This is a genomic window from Pseudomonas sp. RL_15y_Pfl2_60 (assembly GCF_963970595.1).
Taxonomy (GTDB): Bacteria; Pseudomonadota; Gammaproteobacteria; order Pseudomonadales; family Pseudomonadaceae; genus Aquipseudomonas.
On record NZ_CAXAOE010000001.1, the window covers coordinates 720,766 to 739,897 of the forward strand.

Consider the following 19,132-nt stretch of genomic DNA (forward strand, 5'->3'; position numbering starts at 1 on the left):
TTATTTGAGTGAATAACTCGCTGGCGAACCACAATAATGGCTGCAACCTCCAGCCCTGTCAGGGATATAACAAGCGCTCCGCCAACGCATCAGCCACCCGCGCGGGAGGCCGTTTATCCGCTTGGGCGTGGGCAAAGATCTCGGTCAACCGGGAAGATATTCTGGCCAAATGCGCTGTGATCGAAGGCAAACTTTCACCTTGGTGATTAAGGGCCACGTAAATCAAGCCGCCAGCGTTAATCACATAATCCGGGGCGTAGAGAATACCCCGGGCTTGCAGTGCGTCAGAAATATCAGGGCTGGCCAATTGGTTGTTGGCCGCACCAGCAACTGCAGAACAACGCAGGCGAGACACCGCCAGTTCATCAAACACGCTGCCCACCCCGCAAGGCGCCAGGATGTCACAGGGAACGCTGAGGATCTCGTGATTAGCCACTGGATGCGCGCCAAATTGCTCGATCGCCAATTCCACCTTGCCCAAATCCAGGTCGCTGACCAACAACTCCGCGCCCGCAGCATGCAACTGCTCAGCCAGTGCGTAGCCAACGTTGCCCAAACCCTGGATCGCCACCCGCAGGCCTTCCAGGTCATCCGACCCCAAGCGTGCATAGGCCGTGGCCCGAATACCAGCAAAGACTCCCATTGCAGTGTGGGGTGATGGATCGCCGGCCTGGGTGGTACTGGTGACATGTTGAGTGGCTTGGGCGATGCAATCCATATCAACACTGGAAGTACCGCTGTCCATGGCAGTGATGTAGCGGCCATCGAGGGTTTCGATAAAGCGGCCAAATGCTTCAAACAATGCGGCGCGGTCATTTACGTGGGGCGCCCGCATGATCACCGCTTTGCCACCGCCTTGATCCAAACCGGCCAGCGCCGCTTTATAGCTCATGCCCTGGGCAAGACGAATCGCATCCTGCACCGCCACTTGCGTATTGGCGTAGGGTAAAAAACGGCAGCCACCCAAGGCAGGCCCCAATCGGGTGTTGTGTATTGCAATGATTGCCTTGAGACCTGTCTGCGGATCCTGTGCGAGATGTAGCGTCTCAAACCGGGCGGCGTCCATGATGTCAAACATGATAAAGCTCCCTAGAGTCTGCTGCCCTTCCATCCCCAGCTGCGCTGCGGCGAAACGGTGACAGCCCCCAATGCGGACTGATGCAATTATAGCTTGCCGCTAAAAAAGCAACTGACTGGCTCAGCATAAGCCAGTGCAACGGCCTGCGCTGTGTGCATAAGCAGGCGCTCGCAAACCCTTGGATAAACTGCCTTATTAGATTTAACTTTCGGCTATGGACGCCAGATCGCAAGAGGGTTACAAATGGCAAATCAGAGGTATCGCCATGAGCCCACGCCAACGCTGCTTTGCCTGTCTTGCACAAAGCCCGCCCGCCTTGCTTGAGGCGGCGCTGTGGCTTGCCGCTGAACATGATCCCAGCCTGCAACCGGCGCAGACTATCGCCGAGTTCGATGAACTGCTGCATCAGGTGCGAACGCGGCTACCGGTGCTGCCAGCCGCTCAATTGGCAATGCCGTTGCTGCGCTGTTTGGGTGACCTGGATTTTCACGAGGATGACAGCGCTCCGCTGCGCCCCCAAGCCAGCTTGCTGCACCTGGTCATGCGCCGCCGACGCGGGCAACCTCTGGCGCTGGCGATAATCGCCCTGGAACTGGCCCAACGCCTGGATATACCGTTGCAGGGAGTCAATTTTCCCGGTCATTTTTTAGTCCGGGTACCTGGTGCCGATCATATGCTTGATCCTTGCAGTGGCCGTCGCCTGTATACCCAAGACTGCCGCGCCCTGCTGATCCGCTACTTTGGCAGCAGCAGAGAGTTGCAGGCAGACAACTTCGCAGCCTGCGACCACGTGGGCATACTCCAACGTATGTCGCGCAACCTGCGACACCTGCATGCGCAAGATGATGATTACCTGGCAGCCCTGAAGGATGCTGAACGCGTGCTACTGCTTGGTCCTCCCAATGCAGCAGATCATCTGGCACGCGCCGATATCTACCAACAATTGGCGTGCCCGCAAGCCGAGCGTTTTGATGTTGAGCGCGCCTTGATGCTCAGTGAAGACGGCGTGACCCAGTTAGCGCTTGGCGATCGCCTGCGCAAACTGGGTCACGCCCAACCCTTGCACTGACAGCCCTGGCTACAGCAACCCCTGCGCCTTGGCACGGGCAACCGCTTGAGTGCGTCGCGCAACCCCGAGTTTGCCGTTAATACGCCGCGCGTGGGTCTTGACCGTATGCAGCGAGATAAACAGCTGGTCGGCGACTTCCTGATTGGAGCAACCCTGGGCAATCAACCTCAAGACTGCAAGCTCGCGGCAACTGAGCAAGGTATCGACGCTGTTGGCTGCAACAGGTACATCCATGCTGCGCTGGGCCCACAACCGCTTATAGTTCAAGCGCCCAGCCAACTCATGCAACTGGCCACGGGCATGAGCCTCGCCCACTCTATCGCCCATCGCGTCGCAGGCACGGGCCAGGAGTGCCCAAAGCTCGCAGGCCACCACCAACCGTCCCTGTTCAATCACCTCGTCAAGCATCTGTAGCACAGGCCCGCGCACATCCTTGCCCTGATCAAGATCGATACTCAAGAGTGAATAGCGCAGTCGCACGATTAGCTCTGGATAATATTGTGGCGGCAGCATGGCGTGCTCGCGCCGGTGATACTCAAGCACGCGTGTAAGCGCCTCGCGCGCGCGCTCGTGATGGCCCTGAAATATCCACAACTGGCTGCTGGCCAAGAGCAACACCCCACGGTACAGAGTATCGGCTACGCGTTGACGCTGCATAAGGCGTTCGGCCTCAGCAAGCAAGGCAAAGGCACCGGCGATATCACCTTCATAGGCGGCCAGCTCAGCCATGGCCAGGTAACTGTAGAAAGCGCCCGGATCGCCGTACTCAAGCGCGTCGTTCAACGCCGTGCGCAGCAAACAGCGGGCATCCTCAAACTGGCCCTGACGGATCGCCAAGCGCCCAAGACGCAGATGGATACGCCCCAGCACCGGGGTTTTACGCAATGCCTGATGCTGGTATTGATCACGCACCCGCTCCAGCAGCGCCTGGGCGCGAACGAACTCGCCACGCACTTCAAGCAATAACGCGTGATCAAGCTCCAGCAGCGCCTCAAACACCACACTGCCATGACTTCTTGCGACCTTGAGCGCCTCGTGGGCCAAGCGCTGGGCGTCATCCAGACGGCCTTCACCAATCGCGATCTGGGTCAATACCGAGTGGCAGATCAGCGCCTGCGCCCAGGCATTTTCAGGCAGGTATTGAAGGGCCTGCTGCAAATGCTCGATGGCCTCCTCGCTGCGCACTCGCGAGCAAGCCTCGACCCCTTTTAAAGCCTGCCACTGAGCGAACATTTCACGGGTACGGGCCGGATCAGGTCGTGGCTGAAATCGCCCCAGCGCGGCAGCGCAATGGCTGGCCTCGTCCAGTCGCCCGGCCAGCAACATGATCCAGCCATTCAAAGCCACCAACCGTGGCGTACTCATCAACAGGTCTTCTGGCAAATCTGCACGCCAGCGCAGTATCAACCCAATGTCTTTACCCTGCAGCAGGTTCTCTTCGGTAAAACGTTCGAGAAAACTCGCCGCCACTTCTGGCTGGCCCGCCTTGAGCGCATGCTCTACCGCAGCGGGAATATCGCCATTGGCGGCAAACCATTGGCTGGCATGCAAATGGATGGCAGTTACAGAGGTATTGGACGAACAGTGCCGAAGCTGAATAGCCAGGGGCTCGAACAGCTGAAACCAATCCCCCTGATCATCAATCGGCTGGATGAACAAGCCGCGCGCCCGCAGCGCCTGCAACCAGTGGGCGCCCTCGCCCACACCCAGCACATGCTCACACAACTCGGCGTTGAAGCGTGACAGCTGGGCCAGCTGCAGAAGGGCCTGGCGCAACTCCGGCACCAGCCCGCAGAGCACCTCATGCTCAATATAATCGAGCAACACACTGTTGCTGCCACTGAGTTCATGATGGCTTTCATAACGCGAATGGCTGGCGGCAAGATGCAATAGGCGCATGGCTGCCGGCCAGCCGGCACAATGATCGAATAACAGTTCGGCATGGGGCAAGTGGGCGACATCTGTATTGCCCAACCACTGGCACAACTCGTCGTAGCTGAACGCAAGCTCGTTACTGCCCAGCTCGAACAGTTCGCCCTCAAGCAACAACCGCGGGAAATTACATTGCGGACGTCGGCGACTGCCCAGCCACCAACCGATACTGTCGCCAGCACTACTGATCAAGCGATCAAGGTAGCTATCGAGCAGTTCGTTGGGCTCACGCGAATAGTCGTTAAGGATAATCCAGAGCTTGCGGGTCTCGGCACCAATAGCCAGCAACAACTGGGGCTCTGAAAGCGCCTGCGAATATCCCAAGGCACTGGAGAGTTGCTGGCACAGTTCTGCGCAGCTCCAGTGCGCCCCGGCGCAATTGAGCCAGACCACTGTTCGATCGGCTGGGCACTGGCGCATGCAATCAGCCAGCAACACCGACTTGCCAAAGCCGGCCGGTGCAACCAAAAGACGCAGGCGACAGTTCTCAGCCAGCAAACGTTGCTGTAGCTGTGAACGGATAACGTGCCCAGGCGGCACTCTGGGCAATGTGGTTTTGGCGCAGACGGGAAGTGCCACGCCAGCGGAAAATGCGTAAGCGCTCATAGCCACTCATAATTATTGTTGTGGAGCAGATAGCATAGGACGCTAACGCCTATCCCGCCCGGGATGAAGCTCCATAAGCCCGACTGATGCCGGGCAATAAAAAAAGCGGCCCGAAGGCCGCTCTAAATTTGGAGTGTCAGTCTGCATCAAGCTCGAATCAACGCACCCCGGATGCGCGCAGGGCGGCTGGCGTGTAATCGGCAACGCTGGCCTTGAAGCCGAACTCGTAGGCGGTGCTTTCTTCGTTTTTCAAGCCCAGCGCGATGTAGCGTCCGGCGATTATGTCGTAGAGGGTTTCCACGGTATAACCGGTCATCTGCCGTGGGTAATAGTACTGGGCATGACCTTCAGCGACGCGCCAGAGTTGGCCGCGACCGTCGTAGTGATCGGCCAGAACGATTTCCCAGCTGTCCTCATCCACAAAGTAGTGACGTTTGGCGTAGATGTGGCGCTCGCCCGACTTCAGCGTTGCCTCGACCTCCCACACACGGTGCAGTTCATAGCGGGCAAGATCCTGATTGATATGGCCTGCCTTGATGATCTCGTCGTACTTCAGCTTCGGTGAGTCCAGCTTGTAGGCGTTATAGGGAATATACATTTCCTTCTTGCCGATCAGCTTCCAGTCATAACGGTCTGGAGCACCCGAGAACACGTCAAAGTTATCGGCGGTACGCATGCCGTCAGACGCGGTACCTGGGCCGTCGTAGGCAACTTGCGGCGCACGGCGGACACGACGCTGACCCGCGTTGTAGATCCATGCCAGGCGCGGTTCCTTGACCTGGTCAATGGTCTCGTGCACCAGCAACACGTTACCAGCCAACCGCGATGGCGCCGTTACCCGCTGCTTGAAGTACAACAGGATATTGTTGGTCTTGGCCGGATCAGCCCCTTCCAGCTCGGTCGGGAATGCCACTTCATCGTCAAACTTGACCAGGCTGTATGAGCCATTTACCTGTGGCGTGGCCTGGACGATATGCCGGCGCACGTTGCCGCCGCGATAACGAGTGATATGGTTCCAGATCACCTCAACCCCGGTCTTGGGAATCGGGAATGCATAGTAGCGACTCTCGCTGAAGTTCTGCAGGCCGTTACCGCCATCGACACCCACGGTATTGAGCGCACTTTTCTTGGCTGCCGCGTAAATTTCAGGTGGAGCACCCGCTGTGCGGTGGGTGGTGTACACCGGCATTTTGTAGGTTTGTGGATAACGCTTGAACATCGCCAGTTGGCCGGCAGACAACTTGTCCTTGTACTGGTCAACGTTGCTCGCAGTAATCACGAACAAGGGTTTCTCGTTGGCAAAGGGGTCAGTGACAAAACCGGCTGCATCGACAGCGCCAGCCGTTTTTGGCAGGCCGCCATCCCAGGCGGGAATAGTGCCTTCAGCGTTTCCAGCCTTCTCAGCGCCCAGTGGAGTCAGCGTTGTGCCTAGTTGGGCCGCTTCTTGCTCAGACACGGCAGCCATTACACTGCTGGCCAGCAATGACAGCAACAGCGCGCCCGTCGATAGGATTCTTGTGTTTTTCATCGATTACGGATCCTTTGGTTATCGTTGATCAGAAGTTCACGCCGAAGCTCAGGGCAACGAAATCACGGTCTGTAATCACGCTGTAATCACCACCAAAGAAGTCGGTATAGCTGAGGCTCGCGTTGTAGGTGTTCTGGTATTCGGCATTCAAGCCAAGGCTTATGGCTTTGCTGCCTTCAGTGAAGTTAGGACCATAACCGCTGACGTCATGCGACCACGCCAGGCTTGGAGTCAGGTTGATGCCGGCAAAAACGTTGTTGTAGTCGGCACTGGCACGCAGGCGGTAACCCCATGAGCTCGAAGTGTAGAAACCATCGTCATTACACTCGTCAGGATTTGCCGCGTTGAACGCCTCACAAACACCTGGTGCAGTAAACTCACCGGCACCAAAGATTGGGTCGCGACCAAAGCGCACCTCTCCAACATCATCGCTAATTCCACTGATGTAGTTATAGCCTACCTCGCCGAGTAAGGTCAGACGGCTGGCCCCCAATACCCGGTCGATGAACTGCACAGCCGTAATCTGCGCCTGGGTCACTTCACGGCGCTCGTAGCCATGCAGGTCAGCCGCTGATGTGTTTTGCGAGTCACCGGAAACAAAGATTGGCGAGAACGGCAGGCCCAGTGCGGCAAAGGACATGTCGGTCGAGTTGATCTGCAGCGGCATGTTCGGACGGTAGCTCAACTCACCCGAAACTGCGGTGCCTTCAACGTTGGTGGCGAAGCTCAGACCGTACAGCCGGATGTCTTCGGGGTACTCGATAAAATAGCGTGCGTCTGGCGCACCCGGAATGAACGCAGCGCTAGGCGAAGTGGTGCGAATGGTGCTGAACACCGGACCACGGCTGTGATAATTCATGGTGTACAGGCCAAACTCGGTATCGTTGAGCGACTCTGCATACCAGCGTAAGGCCAAGCCATACTGACCGCTGTCCCGTGCATCACGGTCGCCAGCACGCGGGATGTAGGCGTTATCGACAAAGGAGTTGGTCGACTCGCCCGGCGGCAGGTCCGGCCCGGCAACTACCAAGCGGTCTTCGCAACCATCCGCGACGACATCGGAGGTCGAGAAAAAGGTGCCGCAGTTATCCGCGACCGTCTGATCCCATTCCAATTGGTAGAAGGCTTCCATGCTCACGCTATCGGTCAGGCTTTGCGATACATAGAGCATGTTGACCGGAATCAAGCCTTCCTTGATTTCCGCGCCTGGGCGACGGAATGCAGCGGCGTCAATCGGGTTAATTGAGTTGATCGAGTTCTGGATAAAGGTACTTTCACCCCAACTGACCACCTGCTTGCCAACCCGTACACTGCCTGGCAAGTCGCCAATGCTGTAGTTGTGGTAGATGAAGGCATCGAGAATCTCGCCGCCCGATGATTGCGCGGCTTCTTTGCGATTGTGGTCGTCGATGTCATAGAACAGGCGGCTTTCATCCTTGGTTTCGAAGTCATACCAATACTTGCCGCGGATAAATACCCCGGTGTCACCGTACTTCAACTCAAGGTCGTGGATACCCTTGAAGATCTTCGAGAAAGTTTCACCTTTCTTGAAGTTAAGCCGGCCGTCATCCGAGGTACGCGACGAGGCGGTCCCGCCACTGGCAGTCGAGATAAAGTCCTTGTCGCCGTCACGGGTAGCCCAACTCGCCCCCACAGAAAGCGAGGAGTCAAACTGCGCCTCGATAGGGCCGATGTTGAAATTCACAGCCTGGGCTTGTGTTGTGCAGCCGAGCGCGACTGCAGCAGCCAGCGCACAAGGCTGAAAGAATGCATGTCTTGTTTTTGTTGTCATGCGACGCTCCTGAAAGCGATGTGTTGAGTGTTGCCGCCAACCTACCCAGAGCGCCCCCGGGCGATAAGCGCCCGAAAGAGGTATTTTGGCTGTCAGTCGAAAGAGTGAATCCCCCCGCCAACACGGGGTTTCAGGAGATCAATCGGCATGCACAATGGTGCATTATTGAGTGACTGAATGATGAGCCAACAGCTACCGACACCGCGCACTGCCTGGCTATGACAAACCTCTAACCCCCGCTTTAGACAGCTTGTTCGATACAAGCATCAGCCAACACAGGCTCAGGCCCCGCATCGTATTAAAATCAATACACCGTATTTAAAACAATACAACCTCAGCAACTTGCAGTTTCAGCGGCCTCGCACTGGTTGATTGAAGGTGACCGCCCTGATCCGTATTGATTTCAATACAGGCCAGGAAAACCCAGAACCCATAGACCTGCTTAAACCATTGATTTTACTGGGAATTTTAACGATGGCACCCACTTTGCAGACAGTTTTCGCAAGACGCCCGCTATGGCGGGCACCTGAATCATCGTCTGCAACAGAAACAGGCGAGACTGTCACTTGAGGAGTTCACATGAGCGAATTGCGTTTTACCGTCGAGCACGAATGGCTGCGTCTGGAAGAAGATGGCCTGGTAACCGTTGGCATCACTGCCTTTGCCCAAGAAGCACTGGGTGACGTGGTATTCGTGCAATTGCCGGAAGCGCAAAGCTACAGCGCCGAAGCCGAAGTCGCGGTGTTGGAGTCGGTTAAGGCCGCCAGCAACATCACCATGCCGCTGGACGGCGAAGTGGTTGAAATCAATACCGACCTCGAAGCCAGCCCTGAGCTGGTTAACGAAGATCCGCTGGGCCAAGGCTGGTTCTTCCGCTTCCGCCCTGCCAACCCAAGTGCCATCAATGATCTGCTCGACCAGGCTGCTTACGATCGCCTGCTAAACGCTAACGCTGACGCCTGAGGCTAGCTGATGACTGACCTGACGACCGAAAACGAATTTATCGCGCGCCACATCGGCCCGCGTGACGCTGACATCAACGCCATGCTCCAACAGCTTGGCTTTGATTCACTCGACGCACTCAGCGCAAGCGTTATCCCCGAGAGCATCAAGGGCACCAGCGTACTGGGCCAGACTCCGGGCCTGAGCGAAGCCGCTGCATTGGCCAAGATCAAGGCGATCGCCACTAAGAACCAGCAGTTCAAGACCTTTATTGGTCAGGGCTATTACGGCACCCATACGCCGTCGCCGATTCTGCGTAACCTGCTGGAAAATCCAGCCTGGTACACAGCCTACACCCCTTATCAGCCTGAAATTTCCCAAGGCCGCCTGGAAGCGTTGCTCAACTTCCAGACCCTGGTCAGCGATCTTTCTGGCCTGCCCATCGCCAACGCTTCCTTGCTCGACGAGGCCACCGCTGCCGCCGAAGCAATGACCTTCTGTAAGCGCTTGTCGAAGAACAAGGCCAGCAACAGTTTCTTTGCCTCCAAGCATTGCCACCCGCAAACCCTCGACGTGCTGCGCACCCGTGCCGAGCCGCTGGGCATTGAGGTTGTGGTTGGCGATGAAGCCGAAATCGCTGACGCCAGCGCCTATTTCGGCGCCCTGCTGCAATACCCAGCCAGCAACGGCGACATTTTTGACTACCGCGCACTGGTTGAGCGGTTCCACGCAGCCAACGCACTGGTTGCGGTTGCAGCCGACCTGCTGGCCCTGACGCTGCTGACCCCGCCGGGTGAGTTCGGTGCCGACGTTGCCTTGGGCAGCGCTCAACGCTTCGGTGTGCCGCTAGGTTTCGGTGGCCCGCACGCAGCCTATTTCGCCACCCGTGATGCTTTCAAGCGTGACATGCCTGGCCGTCTGGTCGGTGTCTCGGTTGACCGTTTCGGCAAGCCAGCCCTGCGTCTGGCCATGCAAACCCGCGAGCAACATATCCGCCGCGAAAAGGCCACCAGCAACATCTGTACCGCACAAGTCCTGCTGGCCAACATCGCCAGCATGTACGCGGTTTATCACGGTCCACAAGGCCTGACCCGCATCGCCAAGCGCGTGCACCAGATGACCGCAATCTTTGCCCAAGGCCTGGCCAAGCTCGGCTTTGCAGTCGAGCAGGACAACTTCTTCGACACCCTGACAGTTGCCACTGGCGAACGCACCTCGGCCTTGCACAAGCAGGCACGTGAGCTGTCGATCAACCTGCGCGTGGTTGATGCACAGCGGGTTGGTGTCTCGTTCGACGAAACCACTGATCAAGCCGCTGTTGAAAGCCTGTGGGAAGTCTTCGCCGAGCCTGGCAACAGCCTGCCAAGCTTCAGTGAACTGGCCAAGGCCGTTGCTACTCGCCTGCCACAGGCATTGCTGCGTCAATCAGCCATTCTCAGCCACCCGGTATTCAATCGTTACCACTCTGAAACCGAGCTGATGCGCTACCTGCGCAAGCTGGCTGACAAGGACTTGGCGCTGGATCGCAGCATGATCCCGCTGGGTTCCTGCACCATGAAACTCAACGCCGCCAGCGAAATGATTCCGGTGACCTGGGCTGAATTCGGCAACTTGCATCCCTTTGCACCAGCCGAGCAAAGCCAAGGCTACCAGCAACTGACCGACGAACTGGAAGCGATGCTCTGCGCCGCAACCGGTTATGACGGTGTATCGCTGCAGCCTAACGCCGGTTCACAAGGCGAGTACGCTGGCCTGCTGGCCATTCGTGCCTATCACATCAGCCGTGGCGACGATCAGCGCGACATCTGCCTGATCCCGCAATCGGCCCACGGTACCAACCCGGCAACCGCCAGCATGGTTGGCATGCGCGTCGTAGTTACCGCTTGCGATGCTCGCGGCAACGTGGATATCGAAGACCTGCGCGCCAAGGCTATTGAACACAAAGATCGCCTGGCGGCACTGATGATCACCTACCCCTCGACCCACGGCGTGTTTGAAGAGGGCATCCGCGAGATCGCCCAGATCATTCACGACAACGGCGGCCAGGTGTACATCGACGGCGCCAACATGAACGCCATGGTCGGCCTCTGCGCCCCAGGCCAGTTCGGCGGCGATGTCTCGCACCTCAACCTGCACAAAACCTTCTGCATCCCGCACGGCGGTGGTGGCCCAGGTGTTGGCCCAATCGGCGTCAAGGAACACCTGATCCCGTTCCTGCCGGGCCACGCCAACATGGCGCGCAAAGAAGGTGCCGTCAGCGCGGCACCATTTGGCAGCGCGAGCATTCTGCCAATCACCTGGATGTACATCACCATGATGGGTGGCGAAGGCCTCAAGCGTGCCTCGCAACTGGCAATTCTCAATGCCAACTACATTGCCCGTCGCCTTGAAGAACACTACCCAGTGCTCTACAGCGGCACCAACGGCCTGGTTGCGCACGAGTGCATTCTCGATATTCGCCCGATCAAAGACGCCAGCGGCATCAGCGTTGATGATGTGGCCAAGCGCCTGATCGACTTCGGTTTCCACGCACCGACCATGTCGTTCCCGGTTGCCGGCACCTTGATGATCGAGCCGACTGAAAGCGAATCCAAGGAAGAACTGGACCGCTTCTGCGACGCGATGATTGCCATCCGTGACGAAATTCGCGCGGTTGAACGCGGTGATCTCGACAAAGAGAACAATCCACTGAAAAACGCGCCGCACACCGCTCTTGAGCTGGTCGGTGAATGGACGCACAGCTACAGCCGTGAGCAGGCGGTTTACCCGGTCGCCTCGCTTATCGACGGTAAGTACTGGCCACCAGTGGGCCGTGTCGACAACGTGTTTGGCGATCGCAACCTGATCTGCGCCTGCCCGTCTATCGAAGCCTACCAGGACGCCTGATGCAGCACCGGCAAACGCCCGCGCTAGTTGCGGGCGTTTGCACTGATTCAAACCCGGTTCGTGATTCTGGCTCCGGGTGGGCGGCGGTCATCAATCATGATGGCCGCACCAACAACTGAATGCCGAGCGCTATCAGTCCAGCAACGAAACACAGCGGCAATCCTTACAAAGGCAACAGATTCCACTCGCAAGACCACTGCTAACAGCCCCTATCCAGCGCAGGCTACCCCTGACGCTAACAACAACAAAAAGGTGCGTTCCATGGAATTTATCAACACTCTGGTTAACTCAATCAACGGACTTGTCTGGGGCCCGCCGATGCTGGTGGCGATTCTCGGTACAGGCTTGTTCCTGATGCTGCGCCTGAAGTTCATGCCGCTGAGCAAGATTGGCGCAGGCTTCAGCTTGATGTGGAAGGGCCGTAAGAAAGACGACGAAGCCAGCGGTGAAATCAGCCCATTCCAGGCGCTGATGACCTGTCTGGCCGCAACCGTGGGCACCGGTAACATTGCCGGTGTGGCGACCGCGATCTTCCTTGGCGGGCCTGGCGCGTTATTCTGGATGTGGTGCACGGCGCTGGTCGGCATGGCGACTAAATACTGCGAAGTTGTGCTTGCAGTGCATTACCGCGAGAAAGATGAGCGCGGCGAGCATGTCGGCGGGCCGATGTACGCCATCAAAAATGGCCTGGGCAAAAAGTGGCTGTGGCTCGGCACCGCGTTCGCCATCTTCGGCGGACTGGCAGGCTTTGGCATCGGCAACATGGTCCAGGTCAACAGCATGGCCCACGCCCTTGAAACCACCTTCGATGTTCCCCTGTGGGTGACTGGCGTTGTCAGCATGGTTGCTGTCGGCCTGGTTATCCTGGGCGGCATCAAGCGTATCGGTGTGGTTGCCGCTGCCCTTGTTCCCTTTATGTGCATCGCTTACATCATCGCTTCAATCGCGGTGCTGGTGGTGTTTGCCGACCAGATCCCCAATGCGTTCAGCATGATCTTCACCTATGCCTTCAGCCCTGCAGCCGCCACCGGTGGCTTTGCGGGTGCGGCCGTCATGGCGGCGATCCGCTTTGGTGTGGCGCGCGGTATTTTCTCCAACGAAGCGGGCCTCGGTACAGCCGGTATCGCCCAAGCTGCGGGCACCACCAATAGCCCGGTACGCTCGGGCATGATCGGCATGCTCGGAACCTTTATTGATACCTTGGTGATCTGCACCATGACCGGCCTGGCAATCATCTGCTCGGGCGTCTGGACCAGCGGCGTCAGTGGCGCAGCCCTTTCGGCATCAGCCTTTGAGTCGGCAATGCCTGGTTTCGGCGGCGCATTCCTGAGTATTGCCCTGGTGATATTTGCCTTCACCACTATTCTTGGCTGGAGCTACTTTGGCGAGCGTTGCTGGGAGTTTATGGTCGGGACTAAAGCGATCTTGCCGTTCCGCATCATCTGGGTGCTGGCCGTGCCGTTCGGCGCCATTGCCCAGCTCGACTTTGCCTGGCTGCTGGCCGACACCCTCAATGGCTTGATGGCCTTGCCCAACCTGCTCTCGCTACTGCTGTTGAGCCCGGTGGTGGTCAAGCTGACCCGCGATCATTTCAACCCCGACATTGTTAAACGCAGTGTTGAATCGCTGCAGCGCTAACTCAATATGGCGCGAGCGATAAACGCTCGCGCCCGACTTTAAGGACACCTGCAATGTTCTACAAAAGCCTGACTCTGAACGAATACGATCCGGCCTTGGCCCGCGCTCTCAATGCAGAAGATCGCCGCCAGGAAGATCACATCGAGCTGATCGCCTCGGAAAACTACACCAGCCCAGCCGTAATGGAAGCCCAGGGCAGCGGCCTGACCAACAAGTACGCCGAGGGTTATCCGGGCAAGCGTTACTACGGCGGCTGCGAACATGTTGATGTCGTCGAAAGCCTGGCGATTGAACGCGCCAAGCAACTGTTCGGCGCCGATTACGCCAACGTCCAGCCGCACTCGGGTTCGTCGGCCAACTCAGCGGTGTACTTGGCGCTGCTGCAGGCCGGTGACACCATTCTCGGCATGAGCCTGGCCCACGGCGGCCACCTGACTCATGGCGCTAAAGTGAGTTCATCGGGCAAGCTCTACAACGCCATCCAGTACGGCATCGACGAACAAGGCCTGATTGACTACGCCGAAGTCGAACGCCTGGCCCTTGAGCACAAACCCAAGATGATCGTTGCCGGGTTCTCTGCATACTCGCGCACCCTGGACTTCGCCCGCTTCCGTGAAATCGCTGACAAAGTCGGCGCTTACCTCTTTGTCGACATGGCCCACGTAGCCGGCCTGGTTGCAGCAGGCCTTTATCCGAATCCGCTGCCGTATGCGGACGTAGTCACCACCACCACACACAAAACCCTGCGCGGCCCACGTGGCGGCCTGATTATGGCCAAGGCCAACGAGGCGATCGAGAAGAAACTCAACTCGGCAGTCTTTCCTGGTAGCCAGGGCGGCCCACTGATGCACGTTATCGCCGGTAAAGCGGTGTGCTTCAAAGAAGCCATGGAACCGAGCTTCAAGGCTTATCAACAGCAAGTGATCAAAAACGCCCAAGCCATGGCTGAAGTGTTTATCGGTCGCGGCTTTGAAGTGGTTTCGGGCGGCACCGATAATCACCTGTTCCTGCTCAGCCTGATCAAGCAAGGCCTGACCGGCAAAGCGGCTGATGCGGCCTTGGGCGCTGCGCATATCACCGTCAACAAAAACGCGGTACCCAATGATCCGCAGTCACCTTTTGTCACCTCGGGGATTCGCATTGGCACCCCGGCCGTGACCACCCGTGGCTTCAAGGAAGGCGAGTGCCGTGAGCTGGCTGGCTGGATCTGCGACATTCTCGATGAACTGGACAACCCAGCCGTAATCGAACGTGTACGTGGTCAGGTTAGTGAGTTCTGCAAGACCTTCCCGGTCTACGCTGAATAGGTAAGGCTCGCCAATCGCTCACGAGGCGGCTGGCGTACCCAGCCTCACACGCAATTATTGATGCGGATTGCGCCACCAGCGCAATCCACCGAGGTTATATGTCACTCAGTGTTTTTGACTTGTTCAAGATAGGTATCGGCCCTTCCAGCTCGCACACGGTTGGACCGATGCGCGCGGCGGCACGCTTTGTCGAAGGGTTGCGCCGCGATGACCTGCTGGCAGCTACCGAGCAGGTTAAAGTCGAACTTTATGGCTCGCTAGGCGCGACGGGCAAAGGCCACGGCAGCGACAAAGCAGTCTTGCTCGGCCTGCTCGGCGAACAACCGGACAGCGTCGATACCAGCACCATTGACCAGCGCCTCAAAGCGATTCGGGCCGCTGGCGAACTGGATTTACTGGGCGAAAAAACCATTCGCTTTGTCGAAAAAGAACATCTTGCAATGATCCGCAAGCCCTTGGCGTTCCATCCCAATGGCATGATCTTCCGCGCCTTTGATCAAGCCGGCCTGCAAGTGCGCAGCCGCGAGTACTACTCGGTTGGCGGCGGTTTTGTGGTGGACGATGAAGCCGCAGGCGCCGACCGCATCGTTGAAGATCAAACCCAACTGGCCTACCCCTTCACCACCGGCAAACAGCTACTGGCCCATTGTGCCGAGCATAATCTGTCGATCAGCCAGGTGATGCTGGCCAATGAAGCGGCCTGGCGCCCGGAGGCTGAAACCCGTGAGCGCCTGCTCAACATCTGGCAGGTAATGCAAGATTGCGTTACGGCCGGCTGCAACAACGAAGGCATCATGCCCGGTGGCCTGAAAGTGAAACGGCGCGCAGCTGCCTTGTATCGCCAACTGTGCAAGAACCCCGAAGCCAACATGCGTGACGCGCTGAGCGTGCTCGACTGGGTCAACCTCTATGCGCTGGCAGTCAATGAAGAAAACGCCAGCGGTGGGCGCGTAGTCACAGCGCCCACCAACGGCGCGGCCGGCATCATTCCGGCGGTGCTGCATTACTACACTCGCTTTATCAGCGGTGCCAACGATGATGGCGTGGTGCGCTTTCTGCTGACCGCTGCGGCTATAGGCATTCTCTACAAGGAAAATGCCTCGATCTCCGGCGCCGAAGTCGGCTGCCAGGGCGAAGTAGGCGTGGCCTGCTCAATGGCAGCGGGCGCCCTGTGTGAAGTGCTAGGCGGTAGCGTGCAGCAAGTCGAGAACGCTGCTGAAATCGGCATGGAGCACAACCTCGGCCTGACGTGCGACCCGGTTGGTGGCTTGGTCCAGGTACCCTGCATCGAACGCAACGCAATGGGCTCGGTCAAGGCCATCAATGCCGTGCGCATGGCCTTGCGCGGTGACGGCCAGCACTTTATCTCTCTGGACAAAGTAATCCGCACCATGCGCCAGACAGGCGCCGACATGAAAAGTAAGTACAAGGAAACCGCTCGCGGCGGCCTGGCTGTCAATATTATCGAATGCTGATTGGGCGCTGCGTGCCGCACAGGAGCGCAGCGAACAGAATACCAAGGAGACCTGCATGACTACCGAAACACTCGCAAAAACCCCGCTGCACGCACTGCACCTTGAACTGGGCGCACGCATGGTGCCATTCGCAGGCTATGACATGCCGGTACAGTACCCGCTCGGCGTCATGAAGGAACACTTGCAGACTCGCGACCAAGCTGGCTTGTTTGATGTCTCGCACATGGGCCAGTTGGTGCTGCGCGGCGCCAATGCCGCCAAGGCGCTGGAGACCCTGGTGCCGGTCGACATCATCGACCTGCCGGTTGGCATGCAGCGCTATGCAATGTTCACCGATGAAAACGGCGGCATCCTCGACGACCTGATGGTCGCCAACCTCGGCGACGACACCCTGTTCCTGGTGGTCAACGCGGCCTGCAAAGACCAGGATCTGGCACACCTGCGCAAGCACATTGGCGAGCAGTGCGAGATCGAAAGCCTGTTTGATTCACGCGCGCTGCTGGCCCTGCAAGGCCCCAAAGCCGTTGACGTGCTGAGCCGTCTCGCTCCAGAAGTGGCGAAGATGACCTTTATGCAATTCGCCCAGGTTCGCCTGCTCGGTGTTGATTGCTACGTGAGCCGTTCGGGTTATACCGGCGAAGATGGCTACGAAATTTCAGTGCCGAACGAGAGCGCTGAAACCCTGGCCCGTAGCCTGCTGGCTGAGCCAGAAGTCGAAGCTATTGGCCTTGGCGCCCGCGACTCACTGCGCCTGGAAGCTGGTCTGTGCTTGTATGGCCATGACATGAGCACCAGCACCACGCCAATCGAAGCCAGCTTGCTCTGGGCCATGTCCAAGCCACGTCGTGCCGATGGCGCCCGTGCTGGCGGCTTCCCAGGCGCTGAACAGATCTTCGCCCAACAGCAAGCCGGCGTTGCCAGCAAGCGCGTGGGCCTGTTGCCGCAAGAGCGCGTTCCGGTGCGTGAGGGCGCTGAAATCGTCGATGCCGACGGCAATATCATTGGTTCGGTCACCAGCGGCGGTTTCGGTCCAACCCTGGGCGCACCGGTTGCCATGGGCTACGTTCAGGCCAGTCATGTGCCGGCTGGCAGCGATGTCTGGGCAATCGTACGTAGCAAGCGCGTGCCGATGAAAGTGGCCAAGACGCCTTTCGTAGAACAACGCTACTACCGCGGCTGATCGACTGGCAGCAAGGGCGGACAAAAAAGCGTTGTCCGCCCGACCTCCCTACTCGCCCATGATCGCTTTTAAGGCATCTGGGCGCGGCGCACCTTGTTGCTGCTGCATTCGCCCATCTTTATCCAGATAGAAAATCGCCGGAGTCGCCTGAGAACCCAACTCGCTCATCAGCGCCAAGTTGCTGTCGAGTTGTTTTTGAGTGTCGGCCGGAATGGTTTTTAATGCTGCAAGCGAGCTTGAACGTCCCGCTGCCTCATGTTCGTTAAGGGTTTTCTCTGGCGACTTGGCCGTAAGTATTGCAGCAGCCTTGCCTTCGCTGTCGTCACGGATGATGCCGACCATGATATGGCGCAGTTGCACCTTTCCGGACTCAACCCAAGGTCGCGACTGCTTCCAGAACAATGTGCAGTACGGGCAGTTGGGATCGCTGAACACATAGACCACCTGAGGCGCATCGGCTTTACCGTCCGCCACCCAGTGGCTCTTCTCCATGCGCGCCCACATTTCCTTGGCCATCGGCTGGTAAACCAGCTTTTCCAGCGGCGCTTCGCTGAGATCAGCTCCCTGCTCATCGAGCAATGTGCCAAGCAGCACGTGTTTACCATCCGGCATCAGATACAGCGCCATGGCTTGGCCATTGTATTTGGCGGCAAAACCCTGCATACCCCCGGGGGCATCAAAGCGGCCGACAATTTCAGCACCGCGCGCCTCCACGGCCTTGATCGGCGCTGGCCATTCTTCGGCATGGATGCCCACAGCACCTGCGCTGAATAACGCCAGTGCCAGCCAGCGTGAGGGTTTAAGCATGAACCTACTCATTGTTTACCATCCTTTTTAAACAGTTCTAGTACTTGCGACAGGCTGGCATCAGACAGCTCGCCGAGGTGGCTGCCAATCTGGCGGCCTTGGGCGTCATAAAACACCGTGGTCGGTAATGCGCGTGAACCGACGAGTGGCCCGAGCTGCGCACCACTATCAATTAATACGTTGTCCATAGTGAGTTTGCCTGCCTGCAGGAATCGACTGATTTCGTCCTGCCCCTCACCTTGATTGACGAACAGGAAGGTCACATCAGTATGGCGCGCTTGCGCCGCAGCCAGCACCGGCATCTCTCGCCGACACGGCGGACACCAGGTTGCCCAAAGATTGACCACTAAAGGCTTGCCTACATAATCGCTGAGGTTGACTCCTTGGCCATCCAGCGTGGCCAGGGCCACTTCGGGGAGACGGGTGCCCTGCTCCAGAGCGCGCATCATCGCCGTGCCTGAGCCCCAGACTAACAACCCGGTAACCAATGCGATCCCAAGCGGACGGCGCATCGGCGGCTCCTTGACCAACCAATACAGGCCCAACCCCAGTGCAAGCAACACACCGGGCCATGCGATAAAACCGCCATCGCGCAGGTCGATCACTTGCCATAAATCATTCTGGAAATGCTCAAAATAGCCTGCGACAAAGGCAACCCGTGCGCCCAGCACGCCAACCAGGAACATCAGGAACAGACGGTTTTCTGGATTGCTCTTGGCGTTACGCCCAACCCACCAGCCAACCAGCGTGGCCACGAACAGGCTGGTTAATAACAGCAAATGGGCCGCTGACATATTCAACGGCCCAAGGTTAACGCTAAGCATCCGCAATCCTTGAGATGAGCTGTGCCTGAGCTGGATTACTCAGGCAGACAACTGCGACCTGTCCATTT

The 19,132-nt window shown here is 58.1% G+C and carries 12 protein-coding genes and 2 pseudogenes; 7 read left to right on the plus strand and 7 right to left on the minus strand.

Annotation, left to right across the window (positions count from 1 at the left end):
• Nucleotides 1-58: 58 nt before the first annotated feature.
• Nucleotides 59-1,078 (minus strand): Leu/Phe/Val dehydrogenase, encoded by a 1,020-nt coding sequence (locus AACY26_RS03410; protein WP_339510981.1) that lies wholly within the window; start codon nucleotides 1,076-1,078, stop codon nucleotides 59-61.
• Nucleotides 1,079-1,343: 265 nt separating this feature from the next.
• On the opposite strand from AACY26_RS03410, the gene AACY26_RS03415 reads away from it, so the two are divergent.
• Nucleotides 1,344-2,147 carry a SirB1 family protein gene (locus tag AACY26_RS03415; protein WP_339510983.1) on the plus strand — a complete coding sequence of 268 codons (804 nt, stop codon included), beginning with the start codon at nucleotides 1,344-1,346 and terminating at the stop codon, nucleotides 2,145-2,147.
• Between the two features lie 9 nt (nucleotides 2,148-2,156).
• On the opposite strand, the pseudogene AACY26_RS21315 reads toward AACY26_RS03415, so the two are convergent.
• From AACY26_RS21315 to AACY26_RS03430, 4 genes and pseudogenes are all read right to left on the minus strand, one after another.
• Nucleotides 2,157-2,345 (minus strand): annotated as a pseudogene (locus AACY26_RS21315) (response regulator transcription factor); the annotation flags it as partial.
• 129 nt (nucleotides 2,346-2,474) lie between these two features.
• A pseudogene (locus tag AACY26_RS03420) lies at nucleotides 2,475-4,685 on the minus strand (hypothetical protein); the annotation flags it as partial.
• Nucleotides 4,686-4,842: 157 nt separating this feature from the next.
• A complete protein-coding gene (locus AACY26_RS03425) occupies nucleotides 4,843-6,213 on the minus strand; it encodes a DUF1329 domain-containing protein (RefSeq protein ID WP_339510987.1) in 1,371 nt (456 codons plus the stop codon).
• 28 nt (nucleotides 6,214-6,241) lie between these two features.
• Nucleotides 6,242-8,005: a DUF1302 domain-containing protein gene (locus AACY26_RS03430; RefSeq protein WP_339510989.1), complete on the minus strand. Its 1,764-nt coding sequence runs from the start codon at nucleotides 8,003-8,005 to the stop codon at nucleotides 6,242-6,244.
• A 579-nt stretch (nucleotides 8,006-8,584) separates the two neighbouring features.
• Between AACY26_RS03430 and gcvH the strand changes: the two genes are divergently transcribed.
• From gcvH to gcvT, 6 genes are all read left to right on the plus strand, one after another.
• Nucleotides 8,585-8,968 (plus strand): glycine cleavage system protein GcvH, encoded by a 384-nt coding sequence (gene gcvH / locus AACY26_RS03435; RefSeq protein ID WP_010486486.1) that lies wholly within the window; start codon nucleotides 8,585-8,587, stop codon nucleotides 8,966-8,968.
• A 9-nt stretch (nucleotides 8,969-8,977) separates the two neighbouring features.
• Nucleotides 8,978-11,833, plus strand: coding sequence for an aminomethyl-transferring glycine dehydrogenase (gene gcvP, locus AACY26_RS03440; protein WP_339510992.1), 2,856 nt, complete (start codon nucleotides 8,978-8,980; stop codon nucleotides 11,831-11,833).
• Nucleotides 11,834-12,094: 261 nt separating this feature from the next.
• Entirely contained in the window at nucleotides 12,095-13,471 is a 1,377-nt protein-coding gene (locus AACY26_RS03445) for an alanine/glycine:cation symporter family protein (protein WP_339510994.1), read from the plus strand.
• Between the two features lie 53 nt (nucleotides 13,472-13,524).
• Nucleotides 13,525-14,778, plus strand: coding sequence for a serine hydroxymethyltransferase (glyA, locus tag AACY26_RS03450; RefSeq protein WP_339510996.1), 1,254 nt, complete (start codon nucleotides 13,525-13,527; stop codon nucleotides 14,776-14,778).
• Between the two features lie 98 nt (nucleotides 14,779-14,876).
• Nucleotides 14,877-16,253 carry an L-serine ammonia-lyase gene (locus AACY26_RS03455; RefSeq protein WP_339510998.1) on the plus strand — a complete coding sequence of 459 codons (1,377 nt, stop codon included), beginning with the start codon at nucleotides 14,877-14,879 and terminating at the stop codon, nucleotides 16,251-16,253.
• 55 nt (nucleotides 16,254-16,308) lie between these two features.
• Nucleotides 16,309-17,433, plus strand: a complete 1,125-nt coding sequence (gene gcvT / locus AACY26_RS03460; RefSeq protein WP_339511000.1) for a glycine cleavage system aminomethyltransferase GcvT — start codon at nucleotides 16,309-16,311, stop codon at nucleotides 17,431-17,433.
• 48 nt (nucleotides 17,434-17,481) lie between these two features.
• Here gcvT and dsbG read toward each other — a convergent pair whose 3' ends face one another.
• Nucleotides 17,482-18,240: a thiol:disulfide interchange protein DsbG gene (gene dsbG, locus AACY26_RS03465; protein WP_445261263.1), complete on the minus strand. Its 759-nt coding sequence runs from the start codon at nucleotides 18,238-18,240 to the stop codon at nucleotides 17,482-17,484.
• Between the two features lie 8 nt (nucleotides 18,241-18,248).
• Nucleotides 18,249-19,064, minus strand: a complete 816-nt coding sequence (locus AACY26_RS03470) for a TlpA disulfide reductase family protein (RefSeq protein WP_339511004.1) — start codon at nucleotides 19,062-19,064, stop codon at nucleotides 18,249-18,251.
• Nucleotides 19,065-19,132 lie beyond the last annotated feature (68 nt).